Annotated in this window: 14 protein-coding genes; 9 read left to right on the forward strand and 5 right to left on the reverse strand. The window is 61.2% G+C overall.

The genetic code is table 11. The features are described 5' to 3' along the window. Nucleotides 1-165: 165 nt before the first annotated feature. The 3 genes from ACPYOJ_RS00670 to ACPYOJ_RS00680 form a co-directional block, all read right to left on the reverse strand. The gene (locus ACPYOJ_RS00670; RefSeq protein WP_481414507.1) at nucleotides 166-1,398 is read right to left on the reverse strand and encodes an ABC transporter substrate-binding protein; all 1,233 of its coding nucleotides are present in this window, start codon (nucleotides 1,396-1,398) and stop codon (nucleotides 166-168) included. Between the two features lie 64 nt (nucleotides 1,399-1,462). Beyond that, nucleotides 1,463-2,365 (reverse strand): sugar phosphate isomerase/epimerase family protein, encoded by a 903-nt coding sequence (locus tag ACPYOJ_RS00675; protein ID WP_481414508.1) that lies wholly within the window; start codon nucleotides 2,363-2,365, stop codon nucleotides 1,463-1,465. Between the two features lie 11 nt (nucleotides 2,366-2,376). Further along, nucleotides 2,377-3,411, reverse strand: coding sequence for a Gfo/Idh/MocA family protein (locus tag ACPYOJ_RS00680; RefSeq protein ID WP_481414509.1), 1,035 nt, complete (start codon nucleotides 3,409-3,411; stop codon nucleotides 2,377-2,379). Nucleotides 3,412-3,674: 263 nt separating this feature from the next. Between ACPYOJ_RS00680 and ACPYOJ_RS00685 the strand changes: the two genes are divergently transcribed. The 8 genes from ACPYOJ_RS00685 to ACPYOJ_RS00720 all read left to right on the forward strand — a co-directional run bounded on the left by ACPYOJ_RS00685 (nucleotide 3,675) and on the right by ACPYOJ_RS00720 (nucleotide 11,574). After that, nucleotides 3,675-4,805 (forward strand): ABC transporter ATP-binding protein, encoded by a 1,131-nt coding sequence (locus tag ACPYOJ_RS00685; RefSeq protein WP_481414510.1) that lies wholly within the window; start codon nucleotides 3,675-3,677, stop codon nucleotides 4,803-4,805. Nucleotides 4,806-4,837: 32 nt separating this feature from the next. Further along, nucleotides 4,838-5,971, forward strand: a complete 1,134-nt coding sequence (locus ACPYOJ_RS00690; RefSeq protein WP_481414511.1) for an ABC transporter substrate-binding protein — start codon at nucleotides 4,838-4,840, stop codon at nucleotides 5,969-5,971. A 178-nt stretch (nucleotides 5,972-6,149) separates the two neighbouring features. Then, entirely contained in the window at nucleotides 6,150-6,974 is an 825-nt protein-coding gene (locus ACPYOJ_RS00695; protein ID WP_481414512.1) for an ABC transporter permease, read from the forward strand. Nucleotides 6,975-7,009: 35 nt separating this feature from the next. After that, on the forward strand, nucleotides 7,010-7,813 hold the full coding sequence (locus ACPYOJ_RS00700) for an ABC transporter permease (protein WP_481414628.1): 804 nt from the start codon (nucleotides 7,010-7,012) through the stop codon (nucleotides 7,811-7,813). A gap of 9 nt (nucleotides 7,814-7,822) precedes the next feature. Further along, the gene (locus ACPYOJ_RS00705; protein WP_481414513.1) at nucleotides 7,823-8,863 is read left to right on the forward strand and encodes a LacI family DNA-binding transcriptional regulator; all 1,041 of its coding nucleotides are present in this window, start codon (nucleotides 7,823-7,825) and stop codon (nucleotides 8,861-8,863) included. Nucleotides 8,864-8,878: 15 nt separating this feature from the next. Next, on the forward strand, nucleotides 8,879-9,700 hold the full coding sequence (locus tag ACPYOJ_RS00710; RefSeq protein WP_481414514.1) for an inositol monophosphatase family protein: 822 nt from the start codon (nucleotides 8,879-8,881) through the stop codon (nucleotides 9,698-9,700). Continuing rightward, entirely contained in the window at nucleotides 9,697-10,452 is a 756-nt protein-coding gene (locus ACPYOJ_RS00715) for a phosphodiesterase (RefSeq protein ID WP_481414515.1), read from the forward strand. Before ACPYOJ_RS00710 ends, ACPYOJ_RS00715 begins: the two co-directional genes overlap by 4 nt. A gap of 84 nt (nucleotides 10,453-10,536) precedes the next feature. After that, the gene (locus ACPYOJ_RS00720) at nucleotides 10,537-11,574 is read left to right on the forward strand and encodes a substrate-binding domain-containing protein (protein WP_481414516.1); all 1,038 of its coding nucleotides are present in this window, start codon (nucleotides 10,537-10,539) and stop codon (nucleotides 11,572-11,574) included. 36 nt (nucleotides 11,575-11,610) lie between these two features. On the opposite strand, the gene ACPYOJ_RS00725 is transcribed toward ACPYOJ_RS00720, so the two are convergent. Continuing rightward, complete coding sequence (locus tag ACPYOJ_RS00725) at nucleotides 11,611-12,810, reverse strand: multidrug effflux MFS transporter (protein WP_481414517.1); 1,200 nt, start codon at nucleotides 12,808-12,810, stop codon at nucleotides 11,611-11,613. Between the two features lie 167 nt (nucleotides 12,811-12,977). On the opposite strand from ACPYOJ_RS00725, the gene ACPYOJ_RS00730 reads away from it, so the two are divergent. Next, nucleotides 12,978-13,673, forward strand: a complete 696-nt coding sequence (locus ACPYOJ_RS00730) for a TetR/AcrR family transcriptional regulator (RefSeq protein WP_481414518.1) — start codon at nucleotides 12,978-12,980, stop codon at nucleotides 13,671-13,673. A gap of 3 nt (nucleotides 13,674-13,676) precedes the next feature. Here ACPYOJ_RS00730 and ACPYOJ_RS00735 read toward each other — a convergent pair whose 3' ends face one another. Continuing rightward, nucleotides 13,677-14,117 (reverse strand): response regulator, encoded by a 441-nt coding sequence (locus ACPYOJ_RS00735; protein ID WP_481414519.1) that lies wholly within the window; start codon nucleotides 14,115-14,117, stop codon nucleotides 13,677-13,679. Nucleotides 14,118-14,160: the final 43 nt, after the last annotated feature.

Here is a 14,160-nt window from a genome sequence, read left to right on the forward strand (position 1 = left end):
GTGAAACTCTCCTTCTCCCCGGCGGGGAGAAGATGCCCGTCAGGGCAGATAAGGGTGAGCGACAAAGGAGCGAACGGTCGAACGACAGCGAGATCGAACCGGCCGTGGCCCGTCATCCGGCCCTCCGGGCCACCTTCTCCCCGAGGGGAGAAGGGAAAGCCATCGTCAGCCCAAGACAGCCTTGATCTTGTCGGCCGCCTGGTCGAGGGCATCCTTGGCACTCATCTGGCCGGTGAGAGCCGCCTGGATGGCGTCCTGGATCGCCTTGGAGATCTTCGGCCATTGCGGATGCGGACCACGGGGCTGGGCATACTTCATTTGCTCGAGGAAGACCTTGAGCGCTGCATCCTTGAGCGGCTGGCCGGTTTCCGGAATGGTCAGGTCCGAACGCGCCGGAAGCTGGCCGAAATCCTTGAACATGCGGTCGTCCTGCGAGACGAAATATTCGAGAACCTTGAATGCTTCCTCCGGATGCTGCGTATTGGCGAAAATCGCCCAGTTGAAGTCACCCATGGCCGACGAGCGCTTTGCGCCCTCCTCCGGAACAGGCAGGAGAGCAACGCCCCAGTCGAACTTCGCTTCCTTCAGCATGCGGTCGAGCTCCCAGGGACCCGAGATCGCCATGGCCGCATTGCCGGAGTTGAAGGTTCCCGTCGAATCCCACTGGCTGCGTGTCAGCGTATCCGGCGACGCAAGCTTCTCATCGATGATCTGCTTCCACGCCTCCAGCGCCTTGACCGCGCCGTCGGTATTGATGCTGTCGTAGCTGGCGCCGGCCATCTGCGCCCAGGGAAGAAACTGGAACGTGCCTTCTTCATTGGCCTTGGCGGAGAAGGTGATGCCGTAGACGTTCTTTGAAGGGTCGGTGAGTTTCTTCGCGTCCTCGACAAGCTCGGCCCAGGTCTGCGGCGGCTTGTTCGGGTCGAGCCCGGCGGCCTTGAACATATCCTTGTTGTAGTAGAGGGCGATCGTGTTGGTGGCCTTCGGAATGCCGTAGTATTTGCCGTCCCACATCACGGATTTCAGCGGTCCCGGGAAGTAGTTCTCTGGTTTTACGACCGTCGACTTCGAGATCATGTCGGTGAGATCGAGAAAAGCGCCGCGCGAAGAAAACAGCGCGTGCTCGGGATTGTCGACCGCGATGATATCCGGCGCCTGCCCCGTGGAATAGGCACGCATTGCTTCGCTGACAACATCGTCGAACTGGATCTGGCGATATTCGACCTTGATGCCATTGTTCAGCTTGTTGAAATCTTTGACGAGGTTAGGAGCCGGCTGGATGTCGCGGTCGAGCGACCAGACGGTGATGGTAACGTCGTCAGCCTTGGCGGAAAGGCCGAAGAGCGAGACGCCGGCGAGCGCCAGAGCGCCAAGAACTGCGAATTTGCGGATAGCCATAGTTCTCCTCCTTTGTGGTTATCCTCCAGTGTCCGGCAGTTCCTCCTCGCCGGACACATTCCTATCAAGCGGCGTCAGCGACGAAGTCGCCGCCCCGGGCATGCTTCAGATAATTCAGTGCATGAACCTGGCCGGTCATCTCCAGCTCGTTGCGATAGACCGGGTCGTGCCACCCCTCGATGTCGATCGAGCCCGACCAGCCGGCGAGACGCAGCTCGGAAATGATGTCCGTCCAGTTGCTGTCGCCGAAGCCCGGCGTACGCATCAATACGAATTTCTCCTTGCCGAAGATGCCGTGTTCCTTGATGACATCCCAACGGATCGTCGCGTCCTTGCCGTGGACGTGGAAGATCTTCTTGGCCCATTTGCGGATCTGCCGCAGCGGCTCGATCAGATAGACCATCTGATGGCAGGGCTCCCATTCGAGGCCGATATTGTCGTCCGGCGTCTCGTTGAAGATCAGCTCCCAGGCGTCCGGATTATGGGCGATGTTCCAGTCGCCTGTCGCCCAGTTGCCGTCCATGGCGCAGTTCTCGAAAGCGATCTTGATGCCCTTGTCGGCGGCGCGCTTGGCCAGCTCGCTCCAGATCTCCTTGTAGCGCGGCAGGCTGTCGGTCAGCGGCTTGCCGCGAACGCGGCCGGTAAAGCCGGCTACGCAGGTGGCGCCGAAGTGATGCGCGTTGTCGATGCAGTCCTTCCAGCCCTGCAGTGTCTGCAGGTCGATGTCGGTTTCTTCCAGCGGATTGCCGAACATGCCGAGGGTCGAGATCGTGATGTCGCGGTCACCGATCGCATCCACGCAGCGCTTGCCGAGCTCGGCGAGATCCTGCCCGTTGGTCGTCTGCCAGAAAAAAGGTTCGAAGCTCTCAAAACCCAGATCGGCGATCTGGGCGATGCGCTTGTCGGCGCCGCCCTTCGAGGCGCTCACCATGGTTCCGATACGAATGGATTTTGCAGGGTTGCTCACGTCATCTATCCTTATGCTGAAATTTCAATGCGCTTTCCGGTCTTTGCGCTCTCGATCGCGCCGAAGACCATGGCAAGGCTTCTGATGTTGTCGCTGCTGACCGTCTCCGGCCGCTTGCCGGTACGAATGGCGTCGACGAAGCTCGCGATCACGCTGGTGTGGCCGTGCGTCTCTTCGTCATGCTCGGGGCCGGGAACGTTTACCGGCGCAAAGCCGTGCAGGAGGCCGGGCTCGCCTCCGGAGACGGCCGCGCTGAAATTGTCAGCACCATCCCACGTGAGCATGCCCTTGGAGCCCACGAGCCGCCATTCACTCTCCCAGCTCGTGCGCTTGCCTTCGGCGCACCAGGAGCCGCGATAGGTGAAGACCACGTCGTCGGAGAATTCGAAGGTGGCGTTGGCGGAAGCGCCGTGACGGTACCAGGAGCCCTCAGGGTTCTTCTCGACGCAATAGACGGCGAGCGGCTTCTTGCCGGCAACATAGCGTGCGGCATCGAAGGTATGGATCGCCATGTCGAGCAGAAGGACATTGTCCATCTCCTCGCGGAAGCCGCCGAAATGCGGGGCGATGAAGAAGTCGCAATGGATGCCAGTCAGATCGCCGATCGCACCGCTTTCAACAAGGCGGCGCATGCGCCGGACACCCGAGATGAAGCGCCGGTTTTGAATGATCGCGTGTATCTTGCCCGTTTCGGCCGCAAGATCAATCAGTGCAGCACCTTCCGCGAGCGACGTCGCCATTGGCTTTTCGCTGAGCACATGGCAACCGGCCTTGAGTGCTGTGGAAACCACATCGAAACGGGCAGCCGGGACCACGACGTCGAACACGACATCCGTCTTCGTCTTGGCAAGGACCTCCGAAAGGTCTGTGCTGATGACAGCGGCGCTCAAACCGAACTCCGCAGCGAGCGCTTCGGCGACGGCGGGGTTCAAATCGACGAGGCCGACCACCTCGATCGCTTCGGCCAGCGCCGGCGTTTCGTTGATCGCGCGCAGCCAACCCTTGGACATAGCTCCGCACCCGCACAAAACGGCATTCAATTTCACGATTTCCTCCCGCGGCGCGTTCTCTAGAAACCTCCGAAAACGCGCTCCGTAAACGTTTACGATCCTAAGCGGAAACATTTCCTGCTGTCAAGGGAGGCAAAAAATAGAAGAATTGCTGCGGAAAACACCAGCGAAAGCGTGCCCTTAAGGCGGTTTGCGCCGCAGTGCAGCACAAAAAAATTGTCCCTGTCATCTGGCTGTTAAACAAACATTCTACTAAGCTCCCGATCGGATTGCACAGCCGTGCAATGGGAGGAGACATGATGAGCCAGGACGCGTTTCTGGAACTGAATTCTGTTGCCTGCAGATACGGCAGCACCAAGGTTCTGAACGATATCAACCTCAGCATTGAGCGCGGCGAATTCGTCGCGCTGCTCGGCTCGTCAGGCTGCGGCAAGACGACCCTGCTCAGGGTTCTCGCAGGGTTCATCGCCCCCTCCTCCGGCAAGGTCTCCGTGCGCCACCGCGACGTGACCCATCTGCCGCCCGACAAGCGTGGCATGGCGCTGGTCTTCCAGTCCTACGCGCTTTGGCCGCACATGACGGTGGCGCAGAACATTGGCTACGGCTTGAAGCTCAAGGGCGTCGCAAAGGCGGAAATCGCGAGCCGTGTCGCCGCCATGCAGACCCTTCTTGGCCTCGACGGGCTTGGAGCGCGCAAACCGGCAGCGCTCTCCGGCGGCCAACGCCAGCGCGTCGCCCTCGGGCGCGCGCTAGCGGTCGATCCCGAAATCCTGCTCCTCGACGAGCCGCTTTCCAACCTTGATGCCCGCATCCGCCTGACTGTGCGCCACGAGCTGCGGGCGCTGCAGCGGCGCCTCGGCATCACTGCGATCCATGTAACGCACGACCGCGAGGAAGCCATGGTGATGGCCGACCGCATCGTCATCTTGAATGCCGGGCAGATCGCCCAGCAGGGAACGCCGGAAGAGGTCTATAACCACCCCGCATCCGCCTTCGTTGCAGCCTTCATGGGCGCGGAGAACGTGCTTTCACTGCAAGGCGCGCCGCAGGGCGAAAGCTTTGCGATCTCCGCAGGGCCGGCCAATGCGGCAGGCAGCGTGCCGCTATCCGGCCGAGGGCTGCGCGCCGGCGCCGTCGAGGCGCGCTTCCGGCCGGAAGCCGCCCAGTTGTTGCCGCCCGACATGCCGGTCGCCGTGCCCGGCATGACCTTCGAAGGCGAGGTTGCGGCCGTCAGCTACCCCGGCGGCCACTGGCGCCATTCAGTGAAGCTCGGCGAACGCGAGATCATGGCCGATGCATCGCGCGCCTTCGAGCCGGGCAGCCGCGTCAAGGTGCATGTCGGCGCCGACGCACTCTTCCTCTTCAATTCGCCGGAGTCCAACCCGGCCATTTCCGTTTCCCGGTCCGCGGCCGGGAAAGCGCACGCATGACTTTATCCCTTTGAACCCATGGAGACGTACTCATGAAGAGACTGACCTATGCAGCTTTCGCCGTCGCCCTCGCCGCCCTGCCCGTCAAGGCCGAGGACCTGACCGTCGCAACCGCCGGCGACCAGAACATGGTCGACTACATCAACCAGTATCTCGGGCCGCTCTTTGAAAAGGCCTACCCGGGCAATACCGTCCGCGCCGTCGGCACCGGCCCCGGCGACGCCGGCTCGCAGAAGATCCTCGAGCGCTTCGACGCCCAGCAGGCTGCCAACAGCAGCGCTTGGGACATCGACGTCGCCGTCGTCCACGAGAAGTTTGCCGGCCCGATGGTCCAGAAGGGCTATCTCGAAAAGTACCGCGGCTCGATCGACACCGGCAAGCTCGTCTCGCGCGACAATGCCAAGAACGCACTCGGCTCCGACGTCGACGGCTACGTCATGCCGATGTTCAACAGCCAGACGGCAATCGCCTATAACCCGACGCTCGTTCCGAACCCGCCGAAGAGCTATACCGAGCTTGCCGCATGGGCCAAGGAACATCCGAAGCAGTTCGGCTACAACGGCATCAAGGGCGGCGCTTCCGGCGTCAGCTTCGTCATGGGCTGGATCTACGCCTTCGGCGGCGGCGATGCCAACAACCTGATGACCGGTCCGTTCAAACAGGACGAAACCACCAAGTGGGGCGACGCCTTCAAGAGCCTCGCCGACTTCACCAAGAACGCGACGCTGACCCCCGGCAACGCCGGCACGCTGGATCTGCTCTCCCGCGGCGAAATCGCCATGGGCCCGGTCTGGGTCGACATGTTCTACTCCTGGCAGGCCAACGGCCAGCTTCCGCCGGACCTGAAGCTCATCCTGCCGGCTCCGGGCATGCCGGGCCAGCCGATGCACTACGTCGTTCCGGCAAAGGCGTCGCACAAGGATCTCGCCGAGAAGTTCATCGCGCTCGCTACCAGCCCTGAAGTTCAGGCTGACGGCATCGTGAAGAAGTTCAACTGGTATCCGGGCATCGACGCCCAGTACGTCAAGCCGAAGCTGGACGATGCGACCTGGAACAAGCTGTTCGTCGACATCACGCCGGATGACCTTGCCACCAAGGGCAAGCCCTTCCCGATCGCCCAGTACAACAACGCGATCCTCGAAGCCTACGAACAGTCGGTCAAGTAACGAAAACTGTCTTCTCCCCAGCGGGGAGAAGATGTCCGAAGGACAGATGAGGGGGTGAGCGACGAAGGAGCGAACGGCCGGCGCAGGCAGGCCGCTTCCCAACCGAACCGCCCCCTCATCCAGCCCTCCGGGCCACCTTCTCCCGAGGGGAGAAGGGAACAAGAAACGAGGTCGAACGATGTCCAGACGCCTCCTCGGTCTCCTGCTCGTGCTGCCGGCACTTGCGGTGATCGCCTTCCTCTTCATCTTGCCGCTGGTCATGTCGGCGGTCGGCGCTTTCCGCGTGGAAGACGGAGGCTTCGGCTGGGACAATTTTTACAAGACCTTCGATCTCTACATGAAAGACATCGTCTTTTCGGTGGTGATCATCACCATCTCGGTCATCCTCATCGGCCTCGCCTCAGTCGCGATCGGCGGCTATCTCACCCTCGGCGAACATCCGGCCGCTGTCGCAATACTGCGCTGGCTCTATCGCTGGCCGATGTTCATTCCTTTCATCGTCGTCGGTCAGATCCTGCGCACCTTCCTTGCCAAGAGCGGGCTAATGAACAGCACGCTGATCAGCCTCGGCCTTCTGACGCCGATCGACGCACAGAGCTATCTCGACTGGCGCGGCATCATCATTGCCTTCGTCTGGAAGCAGACACCCTTCGTCGCCCTGCTCGTTGCCGGCGCCATGGCGTCGGTCAACCGCGACACGATCGAAGCCGCCCGCAATCTCGGCGCCTCGCGGCTGCGCATCCTTTTCGAGATCCTCGTCCCGCAGGTTTCGGTGACGCTGACCGTCGGCCTCATTCTTTCTTTTGTGACCATGATGTCGGTTCTTTCCGTGCCACTGATGATCAATGCACAATCGCCGACCATGCTGACGGCCGACATAGCCTTCCGAGTGAACGCCTATGGCGACTATGGCGTCGCCAACGCGCTCGGACTTGTATCGCTGGTGCTCGCCTCGTCGGTCGCCTGGATCTATCTGCGCCAGAGCCTGAAGGAGCGCGCATGACCACCGCCACGCTTTCCGCTTCGCAATCGCGTCCCATGGCTGCGCTCTGGTGGATCCCTCGCGCCATCGTCTTCGGGCTGCTCGCCTTTTTCATCTTCGGCCCGCTGGCGAACCTCCTGCTCTGGACGGTGGCGGAGAAGTGGTACTTTCCGCACAGCCTGCCGCTGCAATACGGCTTCAGCAGCTGGGCTAAGGTCTTTGCGCCCCGTGGCGGCGCGCTGGAGTCGCTCAGCAATTCGCTGATTGTCGCCGTGCTGACCGTCGTCCTGTCACTGCTTCTGGCGATCCCGGCCGGCTATGCGCTGGCGCGGCTGAAGCTACCCTTCCGCGCGCTGATCCTGCTTGCTTTCCTCATACCCCAGGCCTTTCCGAACCTGACGGTCTATGTGAACGTCGCGCGTATCTTCTACGAGATCCGGCTGAACGGCACGATCCTCGGCGTCGTGCTGGTGCATGCGTCTCATGGACTGGTCTATGCGGTGTGGATTGCGACTGCGGCCTTTTCGGCAATCGACGAGGAACTGGAGCAGGCAGCGCGCTCCACCGGCGCCGGTGCTTTCCGCGCCTTTATGGACATCACCCTTCCCCTTGCCGCGCCAGGGCTGATGGCGAGCGCCATCTTCGTCTTCCTCGAAAGCCTCGACGAATTCACCGGCAGCTACTTCGTCGGAGCACCGGATGTGAACATGCTGCCGCTATTGCTCTATACTGCAGGCGCCGGTGGTAATTATCAGATCGCCTCGATCACGGCCCTCTTGCTGCTCATTCCGTCCTTGGCTTTTATGCTGATCGTTGAGAGATTCCTGAAGGCAGACGTCCTGTCCCGTGTGGGGCACTGAGAGATTGCCATGAACGACGGCCCGACGAACGACGCAAAGAGCCAGCGCAAAGAGCGGATGCGCTTTGTGAGTGCCGAGCAGGTTGCGCAACTCGCGGGCGTTTCGCGCTCCGCGGTGTCGCGCACTTTTACGCCGGGCGCCAGCGTCGCGCCCGCGACCCGCGAAAGGGTGCTGAAAGCCGCCCAAGAGCTCGGCTATCACGTCAACGACCTCGCGCGCGGCGTGCTCGCCAACCAGAGCCGGCTTGTCGGCATCGTAGCGACGAAGCCGGAAGTGGGCTTTCGCGCCCATCTGGCAGCAGCGCTCGCCAAGTTCCTGATCCAGCGCGGCAGCATTCCGATCCTCATCAACACCGGTCAAACCGAAGAGGAACTGCTCGCGGCCCAAAAGATGCTGATCGGCCACCGGGCCGAAGCGACGATCATTCTTTCCGGCTCGCCACCCGCCAACTTCGTGGAGCTCGCGCACCGCAACGGCCAGCCGCTGGTGGTGATCGGCCGCACGGAGCCGGATGCAGACCATGTCAGGGCGGGGAACTCCGAAGCTTCCCGCAAGGCGGCGAAGGCATTTTTCGACCAGGGCCGCCGGCGGCTTGCTGTCGCCGCTTCCGATTCGGCGACGTCCAGCATCGCAGAGCGCGAAACCGCCTTCAAGGCGGCAGCCGAGGCCCTCGGGGCGACCGTCTCGATCGGCCGCGGCAAGGATTCCGATTATGACAGCGGCATTGCCGCTGCAAAGCAGCTGTTCTCCGAGGCTGAACGGCCGGACGCGGTTTATTGTGCGAATGACCAGATCGCCTTCGGGCTCATGGACTATGTCCGCACGACGCTCGGGCTGCGCATCCCCGAAGACGTTGCCGTCATCGGCTTCGACGACGTGCCGGAGGCAGCCTGGCTGAGCTACCGGCTCACGACGTTCCGGCAGGACCCTGTCGTGATGGCGCGCCGCGCCGTCGAGCTGGTGGAAAAGCGCCTTGCCAACCCCGACCTGCCCCCCGCCTATGAACGAGTCATCCCAGAGCTGATCGTCCGGGACAGCTTCGTACCCTGACCCAGAAAGACATCCATGCATTGCGAATTCCCCTATGATCCGCGTTTCGTACTCGCACGCCAAGTGATCCTCGACGCCGCCACAAAGGCGCGTTCTTATTTTGCCGATCTCGCCTCGTTGGAGAGCAGCCAGAAGCTCAACGGCCAGGATGTCGTGAGCGAAGCCGACAAGGCAATCGAAGCACTAATCCGCGCAAGGATCGCTGCGAGCTTTCCGGATGACGGCGTGCTCGGCGAGGAGGAAGGTCTCAAAGAAGGACCATCCGGCTATCTTTGGGTGATCGATCCGATCGACGGCACCAGCTGTTTTATCCACGGCATCGACCAATGGTGCATTTCGATTGCCGTCATGAAGGGCCGCGACACGGTGCTGGGGCTGATCTGCCAGCCGTCGGGCGGCGACCTTTTCGTCGCGAAGAAAGATGCCGGGGTACAGCTCAACGGACGGCCGGTGAATGTCAGCCATACGAGCACCATTTCGACCGGCCTGCTCGGCGTCGGTGCCAATTTCCGCATTCCGCTGCGGCAGGTCTCTTGCTTCATCCAACTCCTTCTCGAGGCAGGCGGCATGTTCATCCGCAACGGTTCCGGCGCGCTGATGCTGGCGCAGGTCGCCTGCGGCCGCCTTGCCGGCTACTACGAGCCGCATATCAACGCCTGGGATTGCGCGGCTGGCCTGCTGATGGTCCGGGAAGCCGGCGGGTGGACCGCCGAATTTCCGGGTGAAGGCCGCACCCTTCAAACCGGCGGCCCCGTCATCGCCGCCGGAGCACAGATGCGTGAAGAACTGCTCGCACTCGTCGCGCGCTCACTCGAAGACGCCGGAACCTTTTCATGAAGCTCATCCATGTTTCCGATTTCCATCTCGTTCCAGCAGGTCAGATGCTGCTTGGCCTCGATCCAGCGGCGCGCATGGATGCATGCCTTTCGGACATCGAAAGGTTCCATTCCGATGCAGCGCTGGTCGTGGTCTCGGGCGATCTTTCCGAAACCGGCGGGGAAGAGACCTATCGGATCCTCAAGGAGCGCGTTTCGCGTTCGTCGCTGCCCATCCGGCTGATGCTCGGCAATCACGATGTCCGGGCAAACTTTGCGGCCGTGTTCCCGGATCAGATGAGCGGCAACGGCTTCGCGCAGGCTGCAATCGACCTGCCCCAGGGCCGCGTGATCACGCTCGATACACTCGACGACGGAAAGGTGACGGGCAGGCTCTGCGCCACCCGGATTTCATGGCTCAGGGAAAAGCTCGAAGAAGCGAGGGACCGCCCCGTCTATATTTTCATGCATCACCCTCCGGCGAGGGTGCATATTCCAGCGCTCGACCGCATCGGCCTTGCCGAGCCTGAGGGTTTCTTCGATCTCGTGAGCGGGCACAACAACGTGCGGCATGTTTTCGCCGGCCATCTGCACCGCCTCGTCACCGGCAACTGGCAGGGCGTTCCCTTCACCATCCTGCGCAGCACGAACCACCAGACGGCGCTCGATTTCGTCTCGGAGAAGACCTCCAATGCGTTCGAGGCGCCGCTTTATTCGATCATCTTCGCCGAACCGGATTCGCTCGTCATCCACTTCCACCAGTTTCAGGATTAGCTGGCGAAGCTGCTTTCCGGAAACGTTTTCCTATGGCAATAAGAACGGATTACACGTTTCGATCCGGGAGGAAGATCGCCGCAGATGAAAGGTATCCGCCAGCTTGCCGAGCATCTCGATATCTCCATCGGGACCGTTTCCCGTGCGCTGAACGGAAAGCCAGACGTCAATGAGGAAACGCGCAAGCGCGTGCTCGCTGCGGCCGAAGAGCTCGGCTACGTAGCGAACCAGTCCGGCCGCAGCCTCCGGCAAGGGACCACCAATGCCATCGGCCTGATGATCGAATCCAACAAGGAAACGGTCGAAAACAGTGACAACTTCTTTCTTGGCCTGACGGGCGGTCTGCAGAGCGTGTTTTCGCGACACAAGCTCGACCTAGTGATGCTCCCCTGCCCCAGCGACGAAGACCCGTATGAGTATCTGAAGCGCATGGTGGCGCGGCGTGTCGTCGACGCGATGATCATTTCGGCAACGCAGAGAATCGACCGGCGTATCGACCTCTTGGTGAAGGCGAAGATACCCTTCGTGGCGCTCGGACGCAGTTCGTCAGGCGGAAGCCATCCGTGGATCGACCTTGATTTCGAGGGTGTCGCGGCATCAGCGGTCGCGCGGCTAGTCGCCAAGGGACATCGCAAGATCGCGGTCGCCGCACCGTCGAGCGATATCAACCTCGGCTATATTTTCGTCGACGCCTATCGGCAGGCGCTCGAGCGGCACGGCATAAAATACGACCCCAAGCTCGTCATCCGCGTCAAGTCGAGCGAGCAAGGCGGCTACCAGGCCGGGCACGAATTGCTGCTGCTGGAAAGCAAACCGACGGCCATCATCCTGATTTACGAGTTGATGGCGATCGGCCTCTACAGGCGGCTCATGGAGGCTGGTGTCGTCCCAGGCCGGGATCTGGCCGTGATCGGCTTCCGCGAAGAGCCGCGTGCAAAATTTCTGCAGCCGGCGCTCACCTGCTTCCGCATGTCGCTGCGCGATCTCGGCGTCGAACTTGCAGAGACGCTGCTTGCAGCCATGCCCGTCTATGCAAACTTCTATCCAAAAGGGGCGCACAACACGATCTGGCCGCTGGAACTGGTTCCCGGCGAAAGCGATGCCTTTTCCCTCGGGTCGTGAGAAAGGCCGCGCTCAATTCAAGCGCGGCTCTGATTGTCATTCGGCCGGTGCTGCGGTAGCACGGCGGCCGAGGGCTACTTGGGTTACGATGAAGGCGAACAAAGCGCAGACCGCGATACCCGCCGCCATCGGAAGCGCCGTGCCGTCGGCAAAGAGGCTCGACACGACCATCGCGACGGCCGCGATGACGAAATGCAGTGTGCCCATCAGCGACGAGGCAGTGCCGGCGATCTCGCCGTGATCTTCCAGGGCAAGAACCGCGCTCGTCGGGATGACGAGACCGAGGAAACCGTAGCCGGCAAAGAGGAATGCGGCCATCACTGGAAGCTGGTTGAGGCCGGTCGCCATCACCACCGCCATGACCACCATGACAAGGGAGAAAGCGGTGACTGCGGTACGCATGACGCGAACGAGGCCGAAACGTTCGCCGAGCCATCCGGTCGCCTGCGACACTGCGAAGAACGATACCGCATTGATCGAGAAGGCGAAGCTGTATTGCGTCGGCGTCAGGCCGTAATGCTGGATGAGCACGAAAGGCGAGTTCGCCAGATAGACGAGGAAGCTCGAAATCCCGAGCCCGCCGATGAAGGTCAGCGTCAGAAAGTTCTTGTCACGCAGCAAGAAACGATAGGCTGACATCGCGCTGCCGAGGCTGCTGCCCTTGCGGTCCTTTTCCGGGCGGGTTTCAACGAGCTGCGTCGCAAGCAGGAGAAGCCCGATGAAGGCGGCGACCATGACCGCCCAGAAGACGCCGCGCCAGCCATAGAACTCGATGACGGCGCTGCCGGCAAGCGGAGCGAGAATGGGCGAGATCGAGAAGACGAGCATTAGGAGCGACATCAGGCGGGCAGCCTGCACGCCGGTATGCATATCCCGGACGACAGCACGCGGAATGACCATGCCCGCCGCGCCTCCGATGCCCTGGATGAAACGGAAGGCAATCAAAGTCTCGATGTTCTGCGCCAGCGCGCAGCCAACGCTGGCGATAGTGAAGATGCCGATACCCAGGTAGAGCGGCAACTTGCGGCCCCACATATCTGACAGCGGCCCGTAGAGCAGCTGCGCAAGTGCAAAGGAAATGAAGAAGGAAAGCAGGCTCAGCTGGGTTACGCTGTTATCCGAGCCCAGATCGGCGCCGATGGACGGCAGCGCCGGCAGATACATGTCGATGGCAAACGGACCTATGGCCGACAAAAGGCCAAGGACGAGCGCCATGCGAAAGAATGAAGCAGTCATTTTGGTGATCTTTCATAAAAGCGCAGCGGTTCAATGATGATTGATCGCTGTCGCGACGCGCTTGGGAGATGCGTCAGCAAATACAAACCGATGTGTCAACTATTTTGGACATGCGTGTAAAATTAGACAGCATTGTCTAAAACGTCAAGACGCCTTATCTTTGACGAATGAAAAATCTCGCGACACCCGAAAAGAGATCAGACGGTCCAACCCAGCGCGGCCAGTTCAAGAAGCGCACCTCTATCCTGGAAGCGGCCGCGGATGTTTTCTGCCGCCAGGGCTTTGCGGGGGCCAGCCTCGATGAGATCGCGGTGGAGGCCCATGTCTCCCGTCAAACGATCTACAATCATTATTGCGAGAAGGAGACCTTGTTCGTCGCCGTCGTTGATGACGTTCTGAAGCGCGCCAATTCGATGCTTTTTTCGATGCTCGCTACATTCCCGGCCAATGCGGACAATCTGGAAGAGGACCTCGTCGCCTTTTTGATCCGCATCAACAAGAACTGCGTCTGCAACCACGATGGAAAATTTCTCCGTCGCCTCGTTCAAACCGAGGGCGAGCGCTACCCGCATCTGTTCGAGACCTGGCGCCAGCAGGGCCCCGACCGGATCATCTCCGCGCTCGGCGCTCTTTTTGCGCGGCTGAGCGCAAGCGGTGCGCTGAAGATAGACGATTTCGACGTCGCGGCGCGGCAATTCCTTGCTCTCGGAAATGCTGACCTGCAGATCATGATGCTGTTCGGCCAGGCGCCGACAGACGAACAACTCGAAAGTGCCGCCCGCAACGCGGTGCGGACGTTCCTTCGGGCCTACGGCGCTGACAGGCTCGCGGCCGGGGCACAACTTGCCGCCGTCAGTGGCTAACTTTCAGGCGAACGCCAGCATTTGCGCCGGCACCGCGGCCAACATACCGTTGCGGCGCGCGACAGCATATTTCAGGGACTGTTCGACGACCGATGGCATGACCGGCTTGCTGACGACGCCGAGCGTACCTTCTACTCCTCCCGCGACCATCTCGGGATTAGCTGTCATGAAGACAACGGCGATGCCATAATCTTCCGCTAGCCTGCGGCCGATTTCCGGCCCGGTTGCACCGTCCGACAAATTGACATCCACAAAGGCAATCTCCGCCGTGGGGGCAAACCGCAGAGCCTGTTCCGTGTTTGCCGCAAAACCCGTCACTTCCATACCCATGGAGTGAACGGTCGCTTCGAGATCGAGGGCGATCAGGAACTCGTCCTCCACTATCAATACTCGCTGATTCATCAGGTTATCCCGTAGCCAGCTACGCAAGACATTCGTGGCCATCACCCCATCCCCCGTTGACCCAGGCACGCGAAAGATGTCGTCC

The sequence above is a fragment of the Rhizobium sp. SVR5-9E genome (genome assembly GCF_056755095.1).

Excerpts from the sequence above, each read along its gene's own strand:
- ACPYOJ_RS00670 (WP_481414507.1), bottom strand. The coding sequence starts at position 1,398 with ATGGCTATCCGCAAATTCGCAGTTCTTGGCGCTCTGGCGCTCGCCGGC.
- ACPYOJ_RS00685 (WP_481414510.1), top strand. The coding sequence starts at position 3,675 with ATGAGCCAGGACGCGTTTCTGGAACTGAATTCTGTTGCCTGCAGATAC.
- ACPYOJ_RS00690 (WP_481414511.1), top strand. The coding sequence starts at position 4,838 with ATGAAGAGACTGACCTATGCAGCTTTCGCCGTCGCCCTCGCCGCCCTG.
- ACPYOJ_RS00695 (WP_481414512.1), top strand. The coding sequence starts at position 6,150 with ATGTCCAGACGCCTCCTCGGTCTCCTGCTCGTGCTGCCGGCACTTGCG.
- ACPYOJ_RS00700 (WP_481414628.1), top strand. The coding sequence starts at position 7,010 with ATGGCTGCGCTCTGGTGGATCCCTCGCGCCATCGTCTTCGGGCTGCTC.
- ACPYOJ_RS00705 (WP_481414513.1), top strand. The coding sequence starts at position 7,823 with ATGAACGACGGCCCGACGAACGACGCAAAGAGCCAGCGCAAAGAGCGG.
- ACPYOJ_RS00710 (WP_481414514.1), top strand. The coding sequence starts at position 8,879 with ATGCATTGCGAATTCCCCTATGATCCGCGTTTCGTACTCGCACGCCAA.
- ACPYOJ_RS00715 (WP_481414515.1), top strand. The coding sequence starts at position 9,697 with ATGAAGCTCATCCATGTTTCCGATTTCCATCTCGTTCCAGCAGGTCAG.
- ACPYOJ_RS00720 (WP_481414516.1), top strand. The coding sequence starts at position 10,537 with ATGAAAGGTATCCGCCAGCTTGCCGAGCATCTCGATATCTCCATCGGG.
- ACPYOJ_RS00725 (WP_481414517.1), bottom strand. The coding sequence starts at position 12,810 with ATGACTGCTTCATTCTTTCGCATGGCGCTCGTCCTTGGCCTTTTGTCG.
- ACPYOJ_RS00730 (WP_481414518.1), top strand. The coding sequence starts at position 12,978 with ATGAAAAATCTCGCGACACCCGAAAAGAGATCAGACGGTCCAACCCAG.
- ACPYOJ_RS00735 (WP_481414519.1), bottom strand. The coding sequence starts at position 14,117 with ATGGCCACGAATGTCTTGCGTAGCTGGCTACGGGATAACCTGATGAAT.